The sequence below is a fragment of the Pseudodesulfovibrio aespoeensis Aspo-2 genome, assembly GCF_000176915.2.
Lineage (GTDB): Bacteria > Desulfobacterota > Desulfovibrionia > Desulfovibrionales > Desulfovibrionaceae > Pseudodesulfovibrio > Pseudodesulfovibrio aespoeensis.
Genome location: NC_014844.1, coordinates 1,260,533 through 1,277,047 on the forward strand (window position 1 = coordinate 1,260,533; position 16,515 = coordinate 1,277,047).

A 16,515-nucleotide genomic window follows, 5' to 3' on the forward strand; every position below is an offset into this window, starting at 1 on the left:
TCGGATTTGAAGGAGGTCATTCATGCTCACCAGCCTGTACAACCTGGCGTCAAGCGCCCTGAAAAACGCCCAGGTGTCCATCAACAACGCGTCGAACAACATCGCCAACGCGGACACCGAAGGTTACCAGCGCACCGAGGCCGCCTACGAGACCAGTTACTCGATCTCGATATACGGCCTGTCCGTGGGGACCGGGGCGAACATCACCTCCATCATCTCGCTCAAAGATCAGTTCGTCGAGGCCCAGTACCTCGACGCCTCGGCGGACCTGAACCGGGAGAGCGCGGCCCTGACCTATCTGAACCAGCTCGATTCGCTGCTCAACCAGGCAGAGGGCGGTCTGAGCGAGACCCTGACCGACTTCTTCGACGCCTGGAATGCCCTGACCACCGATCCGGATTCGCTCTCGGCCCGCGAGGATCTGCTCGGCATCGCCGAGACCCTTGTCTATGCGCTCAACTCGACGGCGGATGGACTTGAGACCATGGAAGCGGCCATCAACACCGAGATCGAGGACGCGGTCAGTTCGGCCAACCAGCTCATCGCGGATATAGCCGTAGCCAACGCATCCATCGCGGCGAGTCCCGACAACAACCAGCTCATATCGGATCGCGACCAGATGATCCGGGAACTTAACGCCATCATCGGCGTGCAGACCATCGAACAGGAGAACGGCATGGTCACCATCCTCACGGACGAAGGCTACAGCCTCGTGGACGGGACCGAGACCCACTCCCTCGTCTACGGCGACGCCACTGCCACCTCGGCCCTGGTGCGCGCCTCGGACTACGACGGGGAGCTGGCCTACTCGGGCACGTCGAGCGAGGAGGTGCTCCTCAAGTTCGTCAGCTCGGGCGCGGACGGTACCGCCCAGTTCAAGGCGTCGCTCGACGGCGGCAAGACCTGGATCACGGACGAGAACGGCGAAACCATGCTCTACATCGCCGGGGACGAGGCCGCCCCGGTCGAGATCGCGGGCATCGAGATATGGTTTGAGGGCGGCAGCGCGGACCACGCCGTGGGCGACACCTACACCATCGTGCCCAAGTCCGGCCTCTACTGGGAGAAGAGCGACGGCTCTCTGGTGAACATCACGCCCATGACCGATTCGAGCGGCACGGCTGTCAACGGTCGGACCTCCGGCGGCTCCCTGGCCGGGCTGTTCAACGTGCGCGATGACGTGGTCACGCCGACCCTCGACTCTCTGAACGACCTGTCCGAGTCCATCATCTGGGAGGTCAACGCTGTCCATTCCACGGGCGCGGGCCTCGACCACCACGAGACCCTGACCGGCAGCTACACGGTGGAGGATTCGGGCGCGCTCCTGTCCAACAGCGGCCTGCACTTTGCCGACAACGTCACGGCGGGGGATTTTTCGCTGGTCACCTACGATTCGGACGGCAATGTCTCCACCTCGGCCATCATCAGCTTTGATCCGGCCACGGACTCGCTGGACGATCTCATGGCCGAGATCAACACCGCCTTTGGCGGCGAGCTGACCGCAAGCATCAACGCAAGTGGGCAGTTCGTTCTGAGCGCGGGCTCGGACACGGGCTTCGAGATTGCGTCGGACTCCACCGGGCTCATGGCTGCACTTGGGGTGAACACCTTCTTCAGCGGCATCGACGCCGACACCATCGCCATAGCCAGCGCCGTTGCCGAGGACACCTCGCGCATCAACGCGGGCGCGGTGGGCAGCGACGGGCTGGTCTCCTCGGGCAACAACGACATAGCCACGCTCCTGGCGGCCCTCTCCGACTCCAAGGTGGGCGTGGGGGACAAGAACACGAGCCTGACCAGCTATCTGGCCAGCCTTGTGGCCGGGGTGGGCGCCGCAGCGTCCTCGGCAGAGCTCAAGCTGACCTACGCCCAGACCTCCGTCGACTACTACTACCAGCAGCAGGCCTCGGCCAGCGAGGTCAATGTGGACGAGGAGCTGATCAATCTCCTCAAGTACCAGCAGGCGTTCAAGGCCGCCGCCGAGATCATGACCGTCACCCGCACCATGATGGATACGGTTCTGGACATTGTCTAGCCGGTCGGCATTGGCCGCAACGAATCAAAAAGGCAGGCATTGCAATGCGCATCAGCACCCCGCAGATATTTTCACAGTCCCTCAACCAGATCAATTCCTCCCTGATCGACGTTGCCAAGCTCAACTCCATCAACAGCTCCCAGAAAAAGCTCAACTCGCCGTCGGACGACCCCTTTGGCATGGGCACGGTCATCGAGCTGCGCGGCTATGACAAGACCTTGAGCGGGTACGTCAACAACTGCAAGACAGCGGCAGAATCGCTCAGCCTTGCGGACGACATCCTGCTTCAGGCCAGCGAGATCATCACCGCCGCGCGCGAGCAGGCCGAGCAGGCGGCGAGCGAGACCTACACCGCAGCCCAGTTGCAGATGATGGCCGACGAAATGGCGAGTTACCTCGACAGCCTGATGACCATGGCCAACACGCAGATGGGGACGGATTCCATCTTTGGCGGGGATTCGCTCGATTCTACGGCCTACGAGATGGGGCTTGGCGTGACCATGACCAACGACTCGCTCTCAAACGCCAGCTTCGTCTCCATTGAGGGCGAGCTGGACTCGGCCGTGGTCAGTGTCCGCCTGGGCACGGACGGCGTGATCGGCACGGACGAGATAGAGTACAGCTATTCCACGGACGGCGGCGAAACCTGGACCTCGGCCACCCTGGCCGCAGGCGACACGGTCCTCGACCTCGGCTCCTGCCAGGTGGAACTGGCCGCGGGCACAGCGGTCACCGAGGCGGACGGCGACGGCGAAGGCACGGAGTTCATTGTCCGCAAAGCCGCCGTGTACACCGGCAGCGACACGGCCATGACCGTAGCCATCTCCGGCAGCAGCACCGTGGCCATGACCACCGTGGGCAGCTCGGTCTTCGGCGGGGTGGATCAGTCCGGCGCGGGCTACGGCGAGCCCAATCTGTTCGAGACCATCTCCAACTGCATCGCCTTCATGGAGACCGGCAACCATGCGGGCGTGGCCGCCTGTCTCGACGAGTTGCGCAGCGCCCAGGAATCGCTCGAAGCCGCCAACGCCAACATCGGGGCCAGGGAAAACAAGGTCACCTACACCAGCGAGGCCATCTCGCAGGTGCGCACCATCACCGGCAACAGCATCAGCCGGGTGGAGGACGCAGACGCGGCGCAGATCCTGGTGGAACTGGAACAGGCCAACTATGTGTACGAGGCGGTCCTGACCTCCTCGGCGAGCATCATGAGAATGAGCCTGCTTGACTACATCTAGAAAAAGGAGCGCGCCATGGGATACGTTTCATCACTGTCGTCCGATGTTATCTCGTACCAGACAGTTTCCCTGTCCGGCGAGGTCACTTTTGCCGGACTGGGCAACGGCACGGACTTCGAGGAGATCATCGAAGCCACCATTTCAGGTGAGAGCTACAGGAAGGAAGCCTACGAGGCGGACAAGGAGGAGACCGAGTACATCATCGACCTCCTGGAGCAGCTCGACACCGAATTGCAGACCCTGAGCGAGACCCTTGAGGACATGGGCAGCTTTTTGGTCCAGGACGCCGTGTGCAGCGGCGACGGCGTTGAGGCAACCATAACCGGCGAGGCCGCCACAGGCTCGCACACGGTGATCGTTGGCCAGGTCGCCCAGGGCGATGTCTGGGCGTTCACCGACCTGGGCTATGCCTCTTCGGACGAGACTGTCACAACCACGGCCACCACCCTGGAGCTGACCTACGCGGGCGAGACCATCTCTATCGATATCGCCGCTGGCACTACCTTGGATGGGCTCGTCAGCACGGTCAACTCCAGTGCCTCGGCGCGCGACAAGGTCACGGCCAGTCTGGTCAACGACGGCTCCAACTATTATTTCGTGCTCACGGGGGCGGACACCGGCGCGGACAACGCCGTGACCGTGGCCGACACCGGAGATCTCACCGGCTGGGACGCCTCGGGATTCACCAACACCCAGACGGCCTGCAACGCACGTCTGAAGGTGGACGGCTTTCCCACCGGTGCGGACAGCTGGATCCAACGCTCCACCAATACTATCGACGATGTGATCACGGGCATGACCCTCGAACTCACGGACACCACCGGGGACGACGGGCTGCGCATCACCGTGGGTGTGGACACGGACGCCATCGTCGAGCAGGTCGAGGACTTTGTCACCGCCATGAACGAGATCATCTACACCATGCAGGTGCTCACCGGGCGGGTCGAGGGCGACGACGAGGACTCGTACACCGTGGACAACTACGCCATGGACCTGATGTACAGCCAGATCAAGAACACCCTCTCGTCCGGCGTGCTCGGATTCGCCCGGTATACAGAAGAAGACGGCGGCGACGTGTACAACGCCCTCTCGCAGATAGGCATCTCGACCAATGACGACGAGGGGTCGGATTCCTTTGGCCAGCTGTTGCTCGACACGGACGAGTTGAGCGAGGCCCTGGCCAACGATCCCAAAGCCGTGGCCAGCCTCTTCTCCACCAGCTTTACGGGCGAGTCGGACAGTGACGACTTCATCGTCAACTCGGTCATCAAGGGCATGACCCCGGCGGGCGAGCACACCGTGGAATACACCGTGGAGAACGGGGTGCTGGTCTCGGCGTCCATCGACGGCCAGGAGGCGAGCATCGACGGGGAGTGGAGCATTGTGGGCACCGGATCGAAATCCGTCGGCCTGAGCATCACCGTCACGAACCAGACCGATGGGACGCACTCCGGGACCGCGCGGGTCAAGCAGGGCAAGATCGACCAACTCATCGACGACCTCGCAGCCATGACCAGCGCGGATAGCGGCACCCTGACCATCCTCATCGAGAACTACAAGGAGCGGCTGACCAGCCTCGACAATCAGATATACAACGAGGAAAAGCGGCTTGATCAGCTTGGAATATCGCTGACCCGCAAATACGCGGCTCTGGACGCCATCCTGAGCGAGTATTCGTCCTTGGCGACCACGTTGGAGAGCCTGCTGGAGTCCCTCAGCTCGTAATAGGGCGGACCAGGGACGGGGCTGGCTAGGACAGAGGCAAGGTTATGGTGATGGTCAGGCACTCCCCGCCGTCCGGGAGGTGGCCGTTGGACGCCTCGATGCTCCCGTCGTGCATGGTCACGATGCGCTGGGCCGTGGCCAGTCCCAGGCCGGAACCGGTCTCGCTGCCGCGACCCAGGCGGTGGAAGGGGATGAACATGGCCGTCAGTTCCTCCTCGGAAAGGGGAGCGTGCGAGTTGCTGATGCGCACCAGCAGGGTAGTCCCCTCAAGGCGCAGCCAGAGGGCGACCATGCCCTGGTCGCCGGTGTACTTGATGGCGTTGCCGAGCACGTTGTCCATGAGGCTCCTGAGGTTGATGGCCTGACACAGGAGCCGGGGCGCTTCGGCCAGGTCCGCCTCGATGTGGATGCTGCGCCGGTCGATCATCGGCCTGTAGTGGCCCAGAAGCTCACGCAGCAGCCCGGCCACATCCACGGAGTCCGTGCGCGGCGGCGGCTCGCGCAGGTCGAGCTTGGAGAGGTCGAGCATCCTGCCGATGAGCTCGTCCATGTGCTCTATCTCGTCGCGCATGCCGGTCAGGAGCTTGGTGTTGTCCGCGCCCTGACCGCTCTCGGCCCGCTCCATGATCATCTGCAGCGAGATGCGCATCCGCGCCAGGGGGCTGCGCAGTTCGTGGGAGAGCTGGGCGGTCAGCTCCCTGCCGCTCAGGACCATTTTTTCCAGGCGGCCCGCCATGCGGTTGAACTTGCGCGCCAGCACGGCCACCTCGTCGTGTCCCTTTTCCTCCACCCGGCGCGAGAAATCCCCCTGGCCGAGCCGCTCGGCGGTTTCGGCCAGCTTGAGGATGGGCCGGGTGATGCGCTGCGACACCGGGATGATGAACAGCGCGCCCAGACAGGTGAGCAGGATCAGTCCCTTGAGGAACCATTCCTCCTCGCGCGGCGGGCGCTTGGCATAGAGGACATGGACGGTCATGGCCGTGCCGTCGTGCAGGGATATCTCCGAGTCCAGGTAGACCGAGCGGAACTCCCGGTTCTCCACCAGGAAGAAGCGCACGCCCTCAGGAGCCTTGAGGTTGACGGAAACGAGGTCGTCCTCGACGTCCGGTGGCGGGCCGTCAAAGGAGGCGCTGACCGGTGCGCCACGGTCGTCTGTCAGCCAGATGTCGCCGTGAAAGCCTGCGGCCAGCACGTCCAGCAGCGGTTTGATCCGCGAGTTGACGGCGTCTGGCGTGGTCGGCGCATCCGCAAGTTCGCGCTCCACCAGCATGTCGATGACCATGACCCGTTCCAGGGAGTCGCGAAAAAAGGGCGGGTGCATCTTCATGGAGAGCACAAACCCGAAGACCACGGCCTCGGCAGCCACCAGCACGGCCACGAAGGCGAAGAATATCTTGAGGTAGAGGCGTGTTATCTTCACGGCGTCCCCACGAACATGTAGCCGGTGCCCCACACGGTCCTGATGCGTTTGTCGTGCCCCGCATAGGGCCGCAGCAGCGAGCGCAGCTTACTGACGTGCACGTCAATGCTCCGGTCATAGGCCGAGAAATCACGGCCCCAGGCCAGGCTCATGAGTTCGTCGCGGGTCAGGGCCGTGTCGGGATTCTCCATGAGCGCCCGGAGCAGGCGGAACTCGGTGGCCGAGAGCTCCAACTCGTCTTCGTCCACCAGCAGCACATGGCGGGAGACGTTGAGGGCCAGCCCGCCCGCCTCGACCAGGACGGCCCGCTGGGCGGCGGAGGGAGCTCCCCCGGATGTGCCGACCGTCTCGGCCCGTCGGAGCACGGCCTTGATCCTGGCCAGCAGCTCGCGGGGGTTGAAGGGCTTTGGCATGTAATCGTCTGCGCCAAGCTCAAGGCCCACTATGCGGTCGGTGTCCTCGCCTTTGGCCGTGAGCATGATCACCGGCACCTTTGATCCGGCCCGGATGTCGCGCAGCACGTCAAGCCCGTTGCGGCCTGGCATCATCACGTCGAGAATGACCAGGCTTGGCGTGTCCCGGCCCACGGCCTCGACCGCTCCGTCGCCCGAGGGCAGGGTCCGCACCTTGAACCCGTATCCTTCCAGATACTCGGTCAGGAGTGCGCAAAGCTTGTCATCGTCGTCGATGATCAGGATGTCGCCATTGTCTGCCATGGATGCCCAATAGCCCTCGCGGCTGGAACAGGAAAGGGTTGCGGCCTTTCTTTTACACAAATTTACATCTTTTAGCATCGTCAAAAAACTTTGCCAACATTGTGCGCCTAGACAGAGGGGGACCAAAACAAAAACGGAGACACTCCCTTGCAACATTCATTGTCCAAGTCCGAGCCGGTCACGGCGAGCCTGCCTGCCTTTCTGGTCGCCTCCCCGATGCTCGTCATTCTGGTGCTCGCCATTCTGGTGCTCACCACCCTGACCGCCGGGTGTACGCTGTTCCGGCCAGATCCGCGCGACGCTATGGAACCTGTCCTGCCGCAAGGCTACGCCCTGTATTCGGACGAACCGCAGGCCACGGCCCGGTGGTGGCGGGAGTTCGGCAACAAGGAGCTTGACGCGCTGGTGGAGGAGGGGCTGAACGCCAACCTCGACATCGGCGCGGCCTGGGGCCGGTTGCGTCAGGCCCGGGCCTCGGCGGTGCAGTCCGGGGCGGACGCCTATCCCAGCCTGGACGGCACAGCGGACTACTCCCACACCCACAGCGGCGGGAGCAGCAAGCGCGACGCCACCAGCGAGAGCCATTCGGTGGGGTTGAGCGCCGGATACGAGGTGGATTTCTGGGGTCGGGTCGAGGCCGTGGCCACGTCCGGGCAGCTCGACAGCGAGGCCAGCCGGGAAGACTTGAACACTGCAGCCATGACCGTGGCCGGGGAGATCGTCTCCAGGTGGATGCGGATACAGAGCAACCGGCAGAAAAAACACATACTACACGAGCAGATCGAGGCCAACCAGACCTATCTCGAACTCGTAGAGCTTCGGTTCAGGAACTCTCTGGCCACGGCTCTTGACGTGTACCAGCAGCGGGAGAATGTCGAGCGGGTCAAGGCGGAGCTGCCGCCGGTCGAATCCGAGGAGCAACTCCTGCTGCACGAGTTGGCCCTGCTGCTTGGACGGCCCGCCGGGTCGATCCGGGTGGCGGACGCCCCGCTGCCAGGGCTGGCGTCGCTGCCGGGGCTCGGCCTGCCAGCCGATCTTCTGGCCAGCCGGCCCGACATCCGCTCGGCAGGGCTTGATCTGCGGTCCGCCGACTGGGCCGTAGCCGCGGCCAGGGCCGACCGGCTGCCCGCGGTAACTCTGGGTGGCACGGCCGCCTACTCCGGGGCACAGCTCGCCACCCTCTTCAACAACTGGATGTTCTCCCTGGCCGCCTCGGTGGTGGGGCCGATCTTTGACGGCGGCTACCGCGTGGCGGAAGTGGAAAAGGCTCGCGGCGTGGTGGACGAGCGGCTGGCCGTCTACAAGGGCGCGGTCTTGACCGCCTTCAAGGAGGTGGAGGACGCCCTGGCCCAGGAAAAATGGCAGCAGCGGTACATTGAGGCCCGACAGTCCCAGATCGCAGCCGCCCGCGTCAACCTGAGCGAGGCTCTTTCGCGCTACAGGCAGGGGCTGGACGACTACTTGCCCGTGCTCACCGCGCTGTTCACCGTGCAGGAGCTTGAGGTGTCCGAAGTGGACGATCAAGCGGACCTGCTCCTTTACCGGGTGGCCCTGCACCGCGCCCTGGGCGGTACCTGGACCGACGATCTCGTGCAGCCTGCGGGCAGCGAATCGGGGAGCGCCGTGGAATCTGGTGCCGACCAGGCCGGACAACGTCAAACCAACGGATAATGCCATGAACACTGTATCTTCCAGAATCAAACGCTCCTTCCGCCTCAAGGCGGTCATACCCGCTATTATCGTGATCCTGGCCGCTGCCGGGGGCTTCTCCATGATCGCCACCGCGCCGCGTGCAGCCAAGGCGCCGCCGGAAACCGCGGCCCCGGCGGTCACCACCGGGGTTTTTGGCAGGGGGGTGCAGCAGGTCACGGTGTCGGTCATGGGCACAGTCAAGGCCGCCCGCGAGGTCAGCCTCAAGTCGCGCGTGTCAGGCGAGATCGTGTCCGTGAGCAACGCCTATGTGCCGGGCGGCATGTTCGCCAGTGGCGAGGAGATGCTGCGCATCGATCCCCAGGATTACGAGCTGAACCTGCGCGAGATCAGGGCCGGGGTGACCGAGGCCGAATATGACCTCAAGGTGGAGCAGGGCTACCAGAACGTGGCCGGGCGCGAGTGGAGCCTGCTTAAGGAATCGTCCAACGGCTCCGAGGAAGAGGCCGAACTGGCGTTGCGCAAGCCGCATCTCGAAAAGGCCGTGGCCGATCTCGAAGCGGCCAGGGCCAAGCTCGATCAGGCCCGGCTCGATCTGGCGCGGACGAGCATCACCGCCCCGTTCCCCGCCGTGGTCAAGGATAAAAGCGCGGACCTCGGGGCCATGGTCGCCGAGCAGGAGGCCCTGGCCACCATCGCCTGCACCGATGAATTCTGGGTCGAGGCGTCCATCCCGGTGGACCGGCTTGGTTGGATCACGCTCCCTGCCGGAGATGCGCCGGGTTCGGCGGCCACGGTCATCGGCGGCGGCGTGGACAGCGCGGCGCGGCGCGAGGGGCGGGTCATCCGGCTGCTGCCCGCCCTGGAGGACGAGGGGCGCATGGCGCGCATCCTCATCTCCATCCCCGACCCGCTTAACCTGGCGGGTACGCCGGGCGTCACGCCGTTGCTGCTCGGTTCCTACGTCACGGTGCTGGTGGACGGCGGCCAGCTCGATGATGCCATAGCCATTCCCCGGACAGCCTTCAGGGACAACGGCAGGATATGGGTGATGGCCGAGGACGGCACCCTGGATATCCGCACCGTGACCACGGCATGGCGCGACACGCAGTCGGTCATTCTGACCCAGGGCCTGGAAGAGGGCGAGCAAGTGGTCCTTTCCTCCTTGTCCGCCCCGGTCCAGGGCATGCGGCTGAGCGCGGTGGAAACCGTGCGGCCCGCAGACCCGATGGACAGCGGCGCGGACACCGACGCGAACACCGATGCGGGCATGAATGGGCAACCAAAGGACGGTGAAAGACATGAATAGCCAGGAACAACCCCAGCGCGGCCCTCTGGCCTGGATGGCTGGCAATTCCGTGGCCGCCAACCTGTTCATGGTGGTCCTGCTGGTGGGCGGTCTGATTCTCGCTTTGCAGATCCGCCAAGAGGTCTTTCCGGAATTCAGCGAGGATCAGGTCACCATATCCGTGTCCTATCCTGGCGCGAGTCCCGAGGAGGTGGAGCAGGGCGTCACCCTGGCCATCGAGCAGGCCGTGCAGGGGATCGACGGCGTCAAGGAGGTCACCTCCACGTCCAGTGAGGGGGCGTCGAACGTCGTTGTCGAGGCCTTGGAGGGCGCGAATCTGCACACTCTCTCCCAGGATGTGAAGAGCGAGGTGGACCGCATCTCGTCCTTTCCCGACGAGGCCGAGGACCCGGTCATCGCAGCGTCCTCCCACAAGCACAGCGTGCTCTCGATCATGGTCTATGGCGATCAGGACCAGTTGGTGCTGCGCGAACTGGCCGACCAGTTGCGCGACGAGTTGATCAGCGACACGCGCATTACCCAGACCGAACTCTCCGAGGTGAGCGGCCTGCAGATCACGGTGGAGGTGTCCCAGGCCAGGCTGCGCGCCCACGGCCTGACGCTGGACAATGTGGCCGACAGGCTGCGCGACGCCTCGGTGGACATGCCCGGCGGGGGCGTCAAGACCGAATCGGGCGAGGTGCTCGTCAGGATGAAGGAACGGCGGAGCTATGCGCGTGATTTCGCCCTCACACCCGTGGTCACGGGCAGCGACGGGACCACGGTGCTGCTCGAGGACATTGCCGAGGTGGTCGAGGGGGTCGAGGATACCGACATCATCACCACCTACAACGGCATGCCCGCCGTGCGCGTGGATGTCTACCGGGTGGGTGATCAGACGCCGATCACGGTTTCGGAGGCCGCCCGCGAGCGGCTGGCTTCCTTTGTTCTGGGGTTGCCCCGCGGCGTGCATGCGGATGTGCTCGACGACAATTCCGAGGTCTTCACCCAGCGCATGGAACTGCTTCTGAACAACGGCTATCTGGGGCTGGCCCTGGTCTTTGTCCTGCTCGCACTGTTTCTTGAGCCAAGGATCGCCTTTTGGGTGGCCATGGGCATTCCCGTGTCCTTCCTTGGCTCGTTCCTCATCCTGTCCAGTCTCGGTGTCAGTGTGAACATGATCAGCATGTTCGCCTTCCTCATCGCACTGGGCATTGTGGTGGACGACGCCATCGTGGTGGGCGAGAACATCCATACCCTGCGCCAGAGCGGCATGCCGCCTCTCAAGGCGTCCATCGAGGGAGTCAGGCAGATCGCCATGCCCGTGGTCTTCAGCGTGCTGACCAACATTGTGGCCTTCATGCCCCTGCTCTTCATCCCCGGCACCATGGGCAAGATCATGTACTGCATCCCGGTGGTGGTCATCGCGGTGTTCGCGATCTCGCTCATCGAGAGTCTGTTCATTCTCCCGGCCCACCTGGCGCACCTAAAGGCGGGCCGTCCCTCGCGGGCCATGGCCTGGGTCGCCGTCCGCCAGCAGCGCATCAGCGCCGGGCTGCTCGACTTCATCCAGAATGTCTACCGTCCTCTTCTGGACTGGTGCGTGACCTGGCGGTACGCCACCATCGCCGTTGGTGTCGCTCTGCTGCTGTTGTGCGGGGCCTATGTCGCCAGTGGTCGCATCGGGATGATCCTGATGCCCAAGGCTGAATCCGACTACGCCTACGTCACGGCGGAGCTGCCCTATGGCTCGGCTGTGGCCAGCTCCATCGCTGTGCGCGACACGCTCCTGGCCGCAGCCGATCAAGTGATCGCCGAGTACGGCGGCGAGCATCTGGCCAAGGGCATCTTCTCCAAGATCGGCGGCGAGGGGCGCGATTTCTCCGGCAGTCATGTGGTCAAGGCGCAGATATACCTGACCGGGGCGGATGTGCGGCCCATCACCACCGAAGAGTTCGTGAGCAAGTGGCGCGAGGTCGTGGGCGTGATCCCCGGCCTGCAATCCATCACCTTCGAATCTGACCGGGGCGGACCGGGCGCTGGCAGCTCCCTTGAGCTGCAACTGAGCCACAGCGACGTGACCACTCTGGAGACCGCTGCCGACGAACTGGCCGAGGCCCTGAGTTTCTTCCCCAACGCCAAGGACATCGACACCGGCTACACGCCCGGCAAGCCGCAACTCGACTTCACCATCCGGGCCGAGGGCCAGAGCCTGGGGCTGACCGCCCAGGAGGTGGCGTCCCAGGTGCGCGCGGCCTATTACGGCACCGAGGTGCTGCGCCAGCAACGGGGCCGCAACGAGATCAAGGTGGTGGTGCGCAGGCCCGAGAGCGAGCGGGTGTCCGAGTTCGACCTGGAGGAGTTCATGATCCGCACCCCCGATGGGACTGAAGTGCCCTTGCGCGAGGTGGTGAACATTGAGCGGGGCCGAGCCTACACGGCGGTAAAGCATGTCAACGGGCGCAGGGCGCTGACTGTTGCGGCGGACATCACCCCGCGTGAGGACAGTAACAAGGTTCTGGCCGAGGTGCTGGCCGAGACCATGCCCGCCCTCAAGGCGGCCCATCCCGGACTGACCCATGCCCTGGACGGGCGCCAGCAGGACATGAGCGAAGGCACGGCGAGCCTCATGTCCGGCCTGATGCTGGCCATGCTCGCCATCTACGCGCTGCTTGCCATCCCGTTCAAGAGCTATATCCAGCCGGTGGTGATCATGATCTGCATCCCGTTCGGCGCTGTGGGGGCCATTATCGGGCACATCGCCATGGGCTGCCCCATCAGCCTGAACAGCCTGCTCGGCATCGTCGCCCTGTCGGGCGTGGTGGTCAACGACTCCTTGGTCTTCATCAACCACGCCAACGAGCAGCGCAGGCTGGGCCGCTGCGCCCACGACGCTGTGCTCGACGCGGGCACGTCCCGGTTCAGGCCCATCATGCTGACCACCCTGACCACCTTCGGCGGGCTGGCCCCCATGATTCTGGAGACATCCATGCAGGCCGCCTTCCTGATTCCCATGGCCATCTCCCTTGGTTTTGGCATCCTCTTCGCCACCGTGATCACCTTGGTGCTGGTGCCATCCCTGTACATGATCCTTGAAGACGTTCACGACGCGGCCCTGCGTCTGTGGAGGCGCGCCGTTCCCTCGAAGGAGAGCGCGGCACCTGCGGGCGGGGCTTCCCTCAACACTCAACAATGAGGTTCCTCATGCGGACAAAACATCTGATGCCGACCATGGTCACCCTGGCGACCCTGTTTGCCGTGGTGGCCCTGGCCGCGGCCATGACGCTCCTTGCGGCCTGCTCCACCCATCGGGAGCAGGGGAGACTCGGTCCAGGACAGGACGCGCGTCCGGAAAAACAGCCCGACCCGGAGGCCCGGTTCCTGGAGCTCCGCCAGCGCCTCTCCCTGACCGACGAACAGGCTCCGAAGGTTCGGGAAATCCTGGATGCCGAGCGCACGGCCAGGGATGCACTCATGGAATCCATGGGCGGCAAGGGCAGGGAGGAATCGACCGAACTGCGCACAAAGACGGAAGACCTGGAATGGAAAAGCCTGACCGGGCTCTCCAAGGTGCTCACGCGCGAACAGATGGACACCTACCTGAAGTACCTTGACGAGGAAAAGACCAAGATGCGGGAGAACAGCCCCGGCACCCCCGGCAAGCGGGGCGGTCCGCCTCCCAGACGCTAGAGGCCTCCAATGTCGCGAAGCTAAACGAAAGGGTTGCAGCCAAGTGGCTGCAACCCTTTTGTTTGCGCTGTTGTGTTCTTGCGCTGTCATGGGCAATGCGGGTCCGGCCTTGTCCATGGTGCCCTGAAGGCGTTTTGAACCTGGAATCAGAAGCGCTCGAACTCGTCAGCTACGTCCGCTTGGTCGGCCTTGAGCCTGGACTCGTCAGCCCTCGACAGCGGCTTGGGCCGGACGGCATTACCCGTCTGGCCGCAGGCGCGGATGGCGTTGGCCAGTCTGAAGAAGCTGATGCTCGTTTCCAGATCCTGCGAGCGCGAGAAGAGGTGCGTCGCAGTGGACGCCATCTGCTCTGATGTCGAGGCGTTCTGCTGGATCTGGGAGTCAGAGTCCTGGAGGGCCTTGGTCACCTGGGCGACCCCGGCGTTCTGCTCGCTGGTGGCCGCTGATATTTCGTGGATGAGCTCAGCCGTGTTCTGGATGTCGGGCACCATCTTTCTGAGCAGTTCGGCCGCTTCCTCGGCCACGGTCACGCTGGAGGAGGAGAGCTCGCTGATGCCCGAGGCCGCGACACCGCTGCGTTCGGCCAGCTTGCGCACTTCGGCGGCCACCACGGCGAAACCCTTGCCGGCCTCTCCGGCCCGGGCGGCTTCGATGGCGGCATTGAGCGCCAGCAGGTTGGTTTGTCGCGCGATTTCTTCGATGATGCTGATCTCTGCGGCGATCTTTCGCATCGCGTCCAGGGTGCGGGCCACGGCCTTGCCGCCGGTATCGGCGTTCCGCGCTGCCGTGGTGGCGACGTTCTCGGTCTTGTGGGCGATCTCCGCAGTCTGCTGGATGCTCGACGATATTTCCTCCATGCTGGCGGATATCTCCTCGATGCCCGCCGCCTGTTCCGTGGCCCCTTGGGAAACAGTGTCGCTCGCCGCGGCGAACTGGCGGCAGCCTTCGGCCACGTCGGTGGTGATCTCCTGGATGTCGCGAATGGTGTCGGTCAGCTTCCCGCGCATTTCCTTCATGGCCGAGAGGATGATGCCCATCTCGTCGCGCCGGTCGTGACAATCTATCTCGCCGAGGTCGCCCCGGGCGATCCGGGAGGCGATGCCCGCGCATTCCCGGATGGGTACCATGACAGACTTCTGCAGTACCCACAGGATGATGAGGATGGGCGAAGCGATCACCACGAGCAGGATGGCACCGATGACCCATATGACGTTTGCGACCATCGCCTGCTGGTTGGCGATGTCCATGGCCAGGACGATGGTGCCGATCACTTCGCCCCGGTAGTCTTGCACCGGGAATGCGCCCAGTGCCCTGTCGCCTTGCACGGTGACGATGGTCGAGGATGACCCCCTGGCGAGCAGGTCGCTGGTCACCAGTCCCTGGGTTTCGGTGTTGTCCTGACCGTAGATGAGCACGAACCGGTTGTCCCGAACGGGATTCTTGGCCGGGTCGCGCAACATGGTGGTGATGGTCAGCAGGTCGGACTCCATATACAGCAGGGTGCGCATGTTGCCCGAGGATTCCATGCCCTTGAGGATGCCGTCGAAGTCGATGAGAACCTCAACGGACCCAAGGTGCGTGTCGTCCGGCCCGGTAACCGGGGCCAGACCGCGGATGGTGAACCCGCCGCTGCCTGGCTCGATGCCCTGCACCGCCTTGCGGTTGCGGTTCACGTCGATGACCGTGCTGCGGAAGCCCGAAAGGTCGTCGGAGACGTCCACCCACTGGCCGTCGCGTCTGATCTGTTTCTCGCGCCACATGCGGGCGAGGCTGCGGTTGGTGGGCAGGTGGAAATGAAGCTGGAACTTGCTTCCTAAGATGGCCTCGTATCCCTCCATGGTCGAGGCCAGCGCCCGGCGCAGCATCTCCCGGGCCTCCTGGCCCAAGGGATCATTTTCGGCGTTCATATCGCCCTGGTTGGCCACGGTGTATGCGTCAACCACCGCCTGCATGCGGCTGAACAGGGCCGCCTGTTCCAGAGCGCTTCCCGACATCAGCCGGATCGACTGCCGGGTCTCCTCCACCTTGGCCTGGATGATCAGCGAGACAAAGGACTCCTCCAGCTTGGCGAACTGGGAATTGAGGGTCAGAAGCCCGCCGATGACCATGATCAGTGCGACCACAAACAATGGAACCAGGATTTTTGATCGGATACCCATTGATTGCTCCTTGATTTTTCCCTTGATCTACGATTGCCGAAATTTGCTGGCTATTAGAATATTCACAACTGCACAGGCTGACCGCGTTGTGTCTGCACCTGGAAGCTCTCCGGGTCGATCCGGATGGAGCGATGATTCAAAACCATGACCCTGGATACACGACCAGAGGAACGTTGCAGGAAAGATCTGCCCACGCAGTCGGACCAGCAGCATGAAAAAAAGGTTGCAGCTTGTGAGCCGCAACCCTTGATCATTCTGGTGCCGAAGAGAAGACTCGGAACGTCTTGCTTTTCGGCAGAGCGGCAATGCTTTGATTTTATTTGTCTATTTTGTTTCAGCGTGTCCTTTGTGTATTGGGAATGACCTAGCATTTTGACCCGGCTTCAGCAAGGGGGGCTGTTTTGATTTGGCATTACCCTCAGATGTCTCAAGCTGTGTTGAGGACGGCATTTAGAACCCCTGTTGACGGGGTGAGAGTGTAAACAAATGACAGGATGTCTGGGTAGTTACATTATTCCGACAGGTTGAAATCGCCGCATTTGATACCTGTGGTGTATTTGCCGCTGAAATGATCTAGGGGGAACGTTGGAAATA

Annotated in this window: 10 protein-coding genes; 7 read left to right on the forward strand and 3 right to left on the reverse strand. The window is 63.5% G+C overall.

The window, feature by feature from the left end:
- Positions 1 to 22: 22 nt before the first annotated feature.
- The 3 genes from flgK to fliD are packed head-to-tail and all read left to right on the forward strand — an operon-like array spanning position 23 to position 4,998.
- Entirely contained in the window at positions 23 to 2,035 is a 2,013-nt protein-coding gene (gene flgK / locus DAES_RS05570; protein ID WP_013514060.1) for a flagellar hook-associated protein FlgK, read from the forward strand.
- 44 nt (positions 2,036 to 2,079) lie between these two features.
- Complete coding sequence (locus DAES_RS05575; protein ID WP_013514061.1) at positions 2,080 to 3,273, forward strand: flagellin N-terminal helical domain-containing protein; 1,194 nt, start codon at positions 2,080 to 2,082, stop codon at positions 3,271 to 3,273.
- 15 nt (positions 3,274 to 3,288) lie between these two features.
- Complete coding sequence (gene fliD / locus DAES_RS05580) at positions 3,289 to 4,998, forward strand: flagellar filament capping protein FliD (protein ID WP_013514062.1); 1,710 nt, start codon at positions 3,289 to 3,291, stop codon at positions 4,996 to 4,998.
- Positions 4,999 to 5,023: 25 nt separating this feature from the next.
- Here fliD and DAES_RS05585 read toward each other — a convergent pair whose 3' ends face one another.
- Together DAES_RS05585 and DAES_RS05590 are read right to left on the reverse strand one after the other, a co-directional pair.
- The gene (locus DAES_RS05585) at positions 5,024 to 6,418 is read right to left on the reverse strand and encodes a sensor histidine kinase (protein WP_013514063.1); all 1,395 of its coding nucleotides are present in this window, start codon (positions 6,416 to 6,418) and stop codon (positions 5,024 to 5,026) included.
- The gene (locus DAES_RS05590) at positions 6,415 to 7,134 is read right to left on the reverse strand and encodes a response regulator (RefSeq protein ID WP_013514064.1); all 720 of its coding nucleotides are present in this window, start codon (positions 7,132 to 7,134) and stop codon (positions 6,415 to 6,417) included. The genes DAES_RS05585 and DAES_RS05590 overlap by 4 nt, the downstream gene beginning before the upstream one ends.
- Positions 7,135 to 7,281: 147 nt before the next feature.
- Here DAES_RS05590 and DAES_RS05595 point away from each other — a divergent pair, with 147 nt between their 5' ends.
- From DAES_RS05595 to DAES_RS05610, 4 genes are read left to right on the forward strand one after another with little or no spacing between them, the layout of a single operon-like run.
- Positions 7,282 to 8,805, forward strand: coding sequence for an efflux transporter outer membrane subunit (locus DAES_RS05595; protein WP_013514065.1), 1,524 nt, complete (start codon positions 7,282 to 7,284; stop codon positions 8,803 to 8,805).
- A 4-nt stretch (positions 8,806 to 8,809) separates the two neighbouring features.
- On the forward strand, positions 8,810 to 10,093 hold the full coding sequence (locus tag DAES_RS05600) for an efflux RND transporter periplasmic adaptor subunit (RefSeq protein ID WP_013514066.1): 1,284 nt from the start codon (positions 8,810 to 8,812) through the stop codon (positions 10,091 to 10,093).
- Positions 10,086 to 13,268, forward strand: coding sequence for an efflux RND transporter permease subunit (locus tag DAES_RS05605; protein ID WP_013514067.1), 3,183 nt, complete (start codon positions 10,086 to 10,088; stop codon positions 13,266 to 13,268). The genes DAES_RS05600 and DAES_RS05605 overlap by 8 nt, the downstream gene beginning before the upstream one ends.
- 8 nt (positions 13,269 to 13,276) lie before the next feature.
- Positions 13,277 to 13,762, forward strand: a complete 486-nt coding sequence (locus tag DAES_RS05610; protein ID WP_013514068.1) for a hypothetical protein — start codon at positions 13,277 to 13,279, stop codon at positions 13,760 to 13,762.
- Positions 13,763 to 13,908: 146 nt separating this feature from the next.
- Here the strand turns inward: DAES_RS05610 and DAES_RS05615 are convergent, their stop codons facing one another.
- Positions 13,909 to 15,921: a methyl-accepting chemotaxis protein gene (locus tag DAES_RS05615; protein WP_013514069.1), complete on the reverse strand. Its 2,013-nt coding sequence runs from the start codon at positions 15,919 to 15,921 to the stop codon at positions 13,909 to 13,911.
- Between the last annotated feature and the right edge of the window lie 594 nt (positions 15,922 to 16,515).

Coding starts and splice junctions, on each gene's coding strand:
- flgK (WP_013514060.1), top strand. CDS start 23: ATGCTCACCAGCCTGTACAACCTGGCGTCAAGCGCCCTGAAAAACGCC.
- DAES_RS05575 (WP_013514061.1), top strand. CDS start 2,080: ATGCGCATCAGCACCCCGCAGATATTTTCACAGTCCCTCAACCAGATC.
- fliD (WP_013514062.1), top strand. CDS start 3,289: ATGGGATACGTTTCATCACTGTCGTCCGATGTTATCTCGTACCAGACA.
- DAES_RS05590 (WP_013514064.1), bottom strand. CDS start 7,134: ATGGCAGACAATGGCGACATCCTGATCATCGACGACGATGACAAGCTT.
- DAES_RS05600 (WP_013514066.1), top strand. CDS start 8,810: ATGAACACTGTATCTTCCAGAATCAAACGCTCCTTCCGCCTCAAGGCG.
- DAES_RS05605 (WP_013514067.1), top strand. CDS start 10,086: ATGAATAGCCAGGAACAACCCCAGCGCGGCCCTCTGGCCTGGATGGCT.
- DAES_RS05610 (WP_013514068.1), top strand. CDS start 13,277: ATGCGGACAAAACATCTGATGCCGACCATGGTCACCCTGGCGACCCTG.
- DAES_RS05615 (WP_013514069.1), bottom strand. CDS start 15,921: ATGGGTATCCGATCAAAAATCCTGGTTCCATTGTTTGTGGTCGCACTG.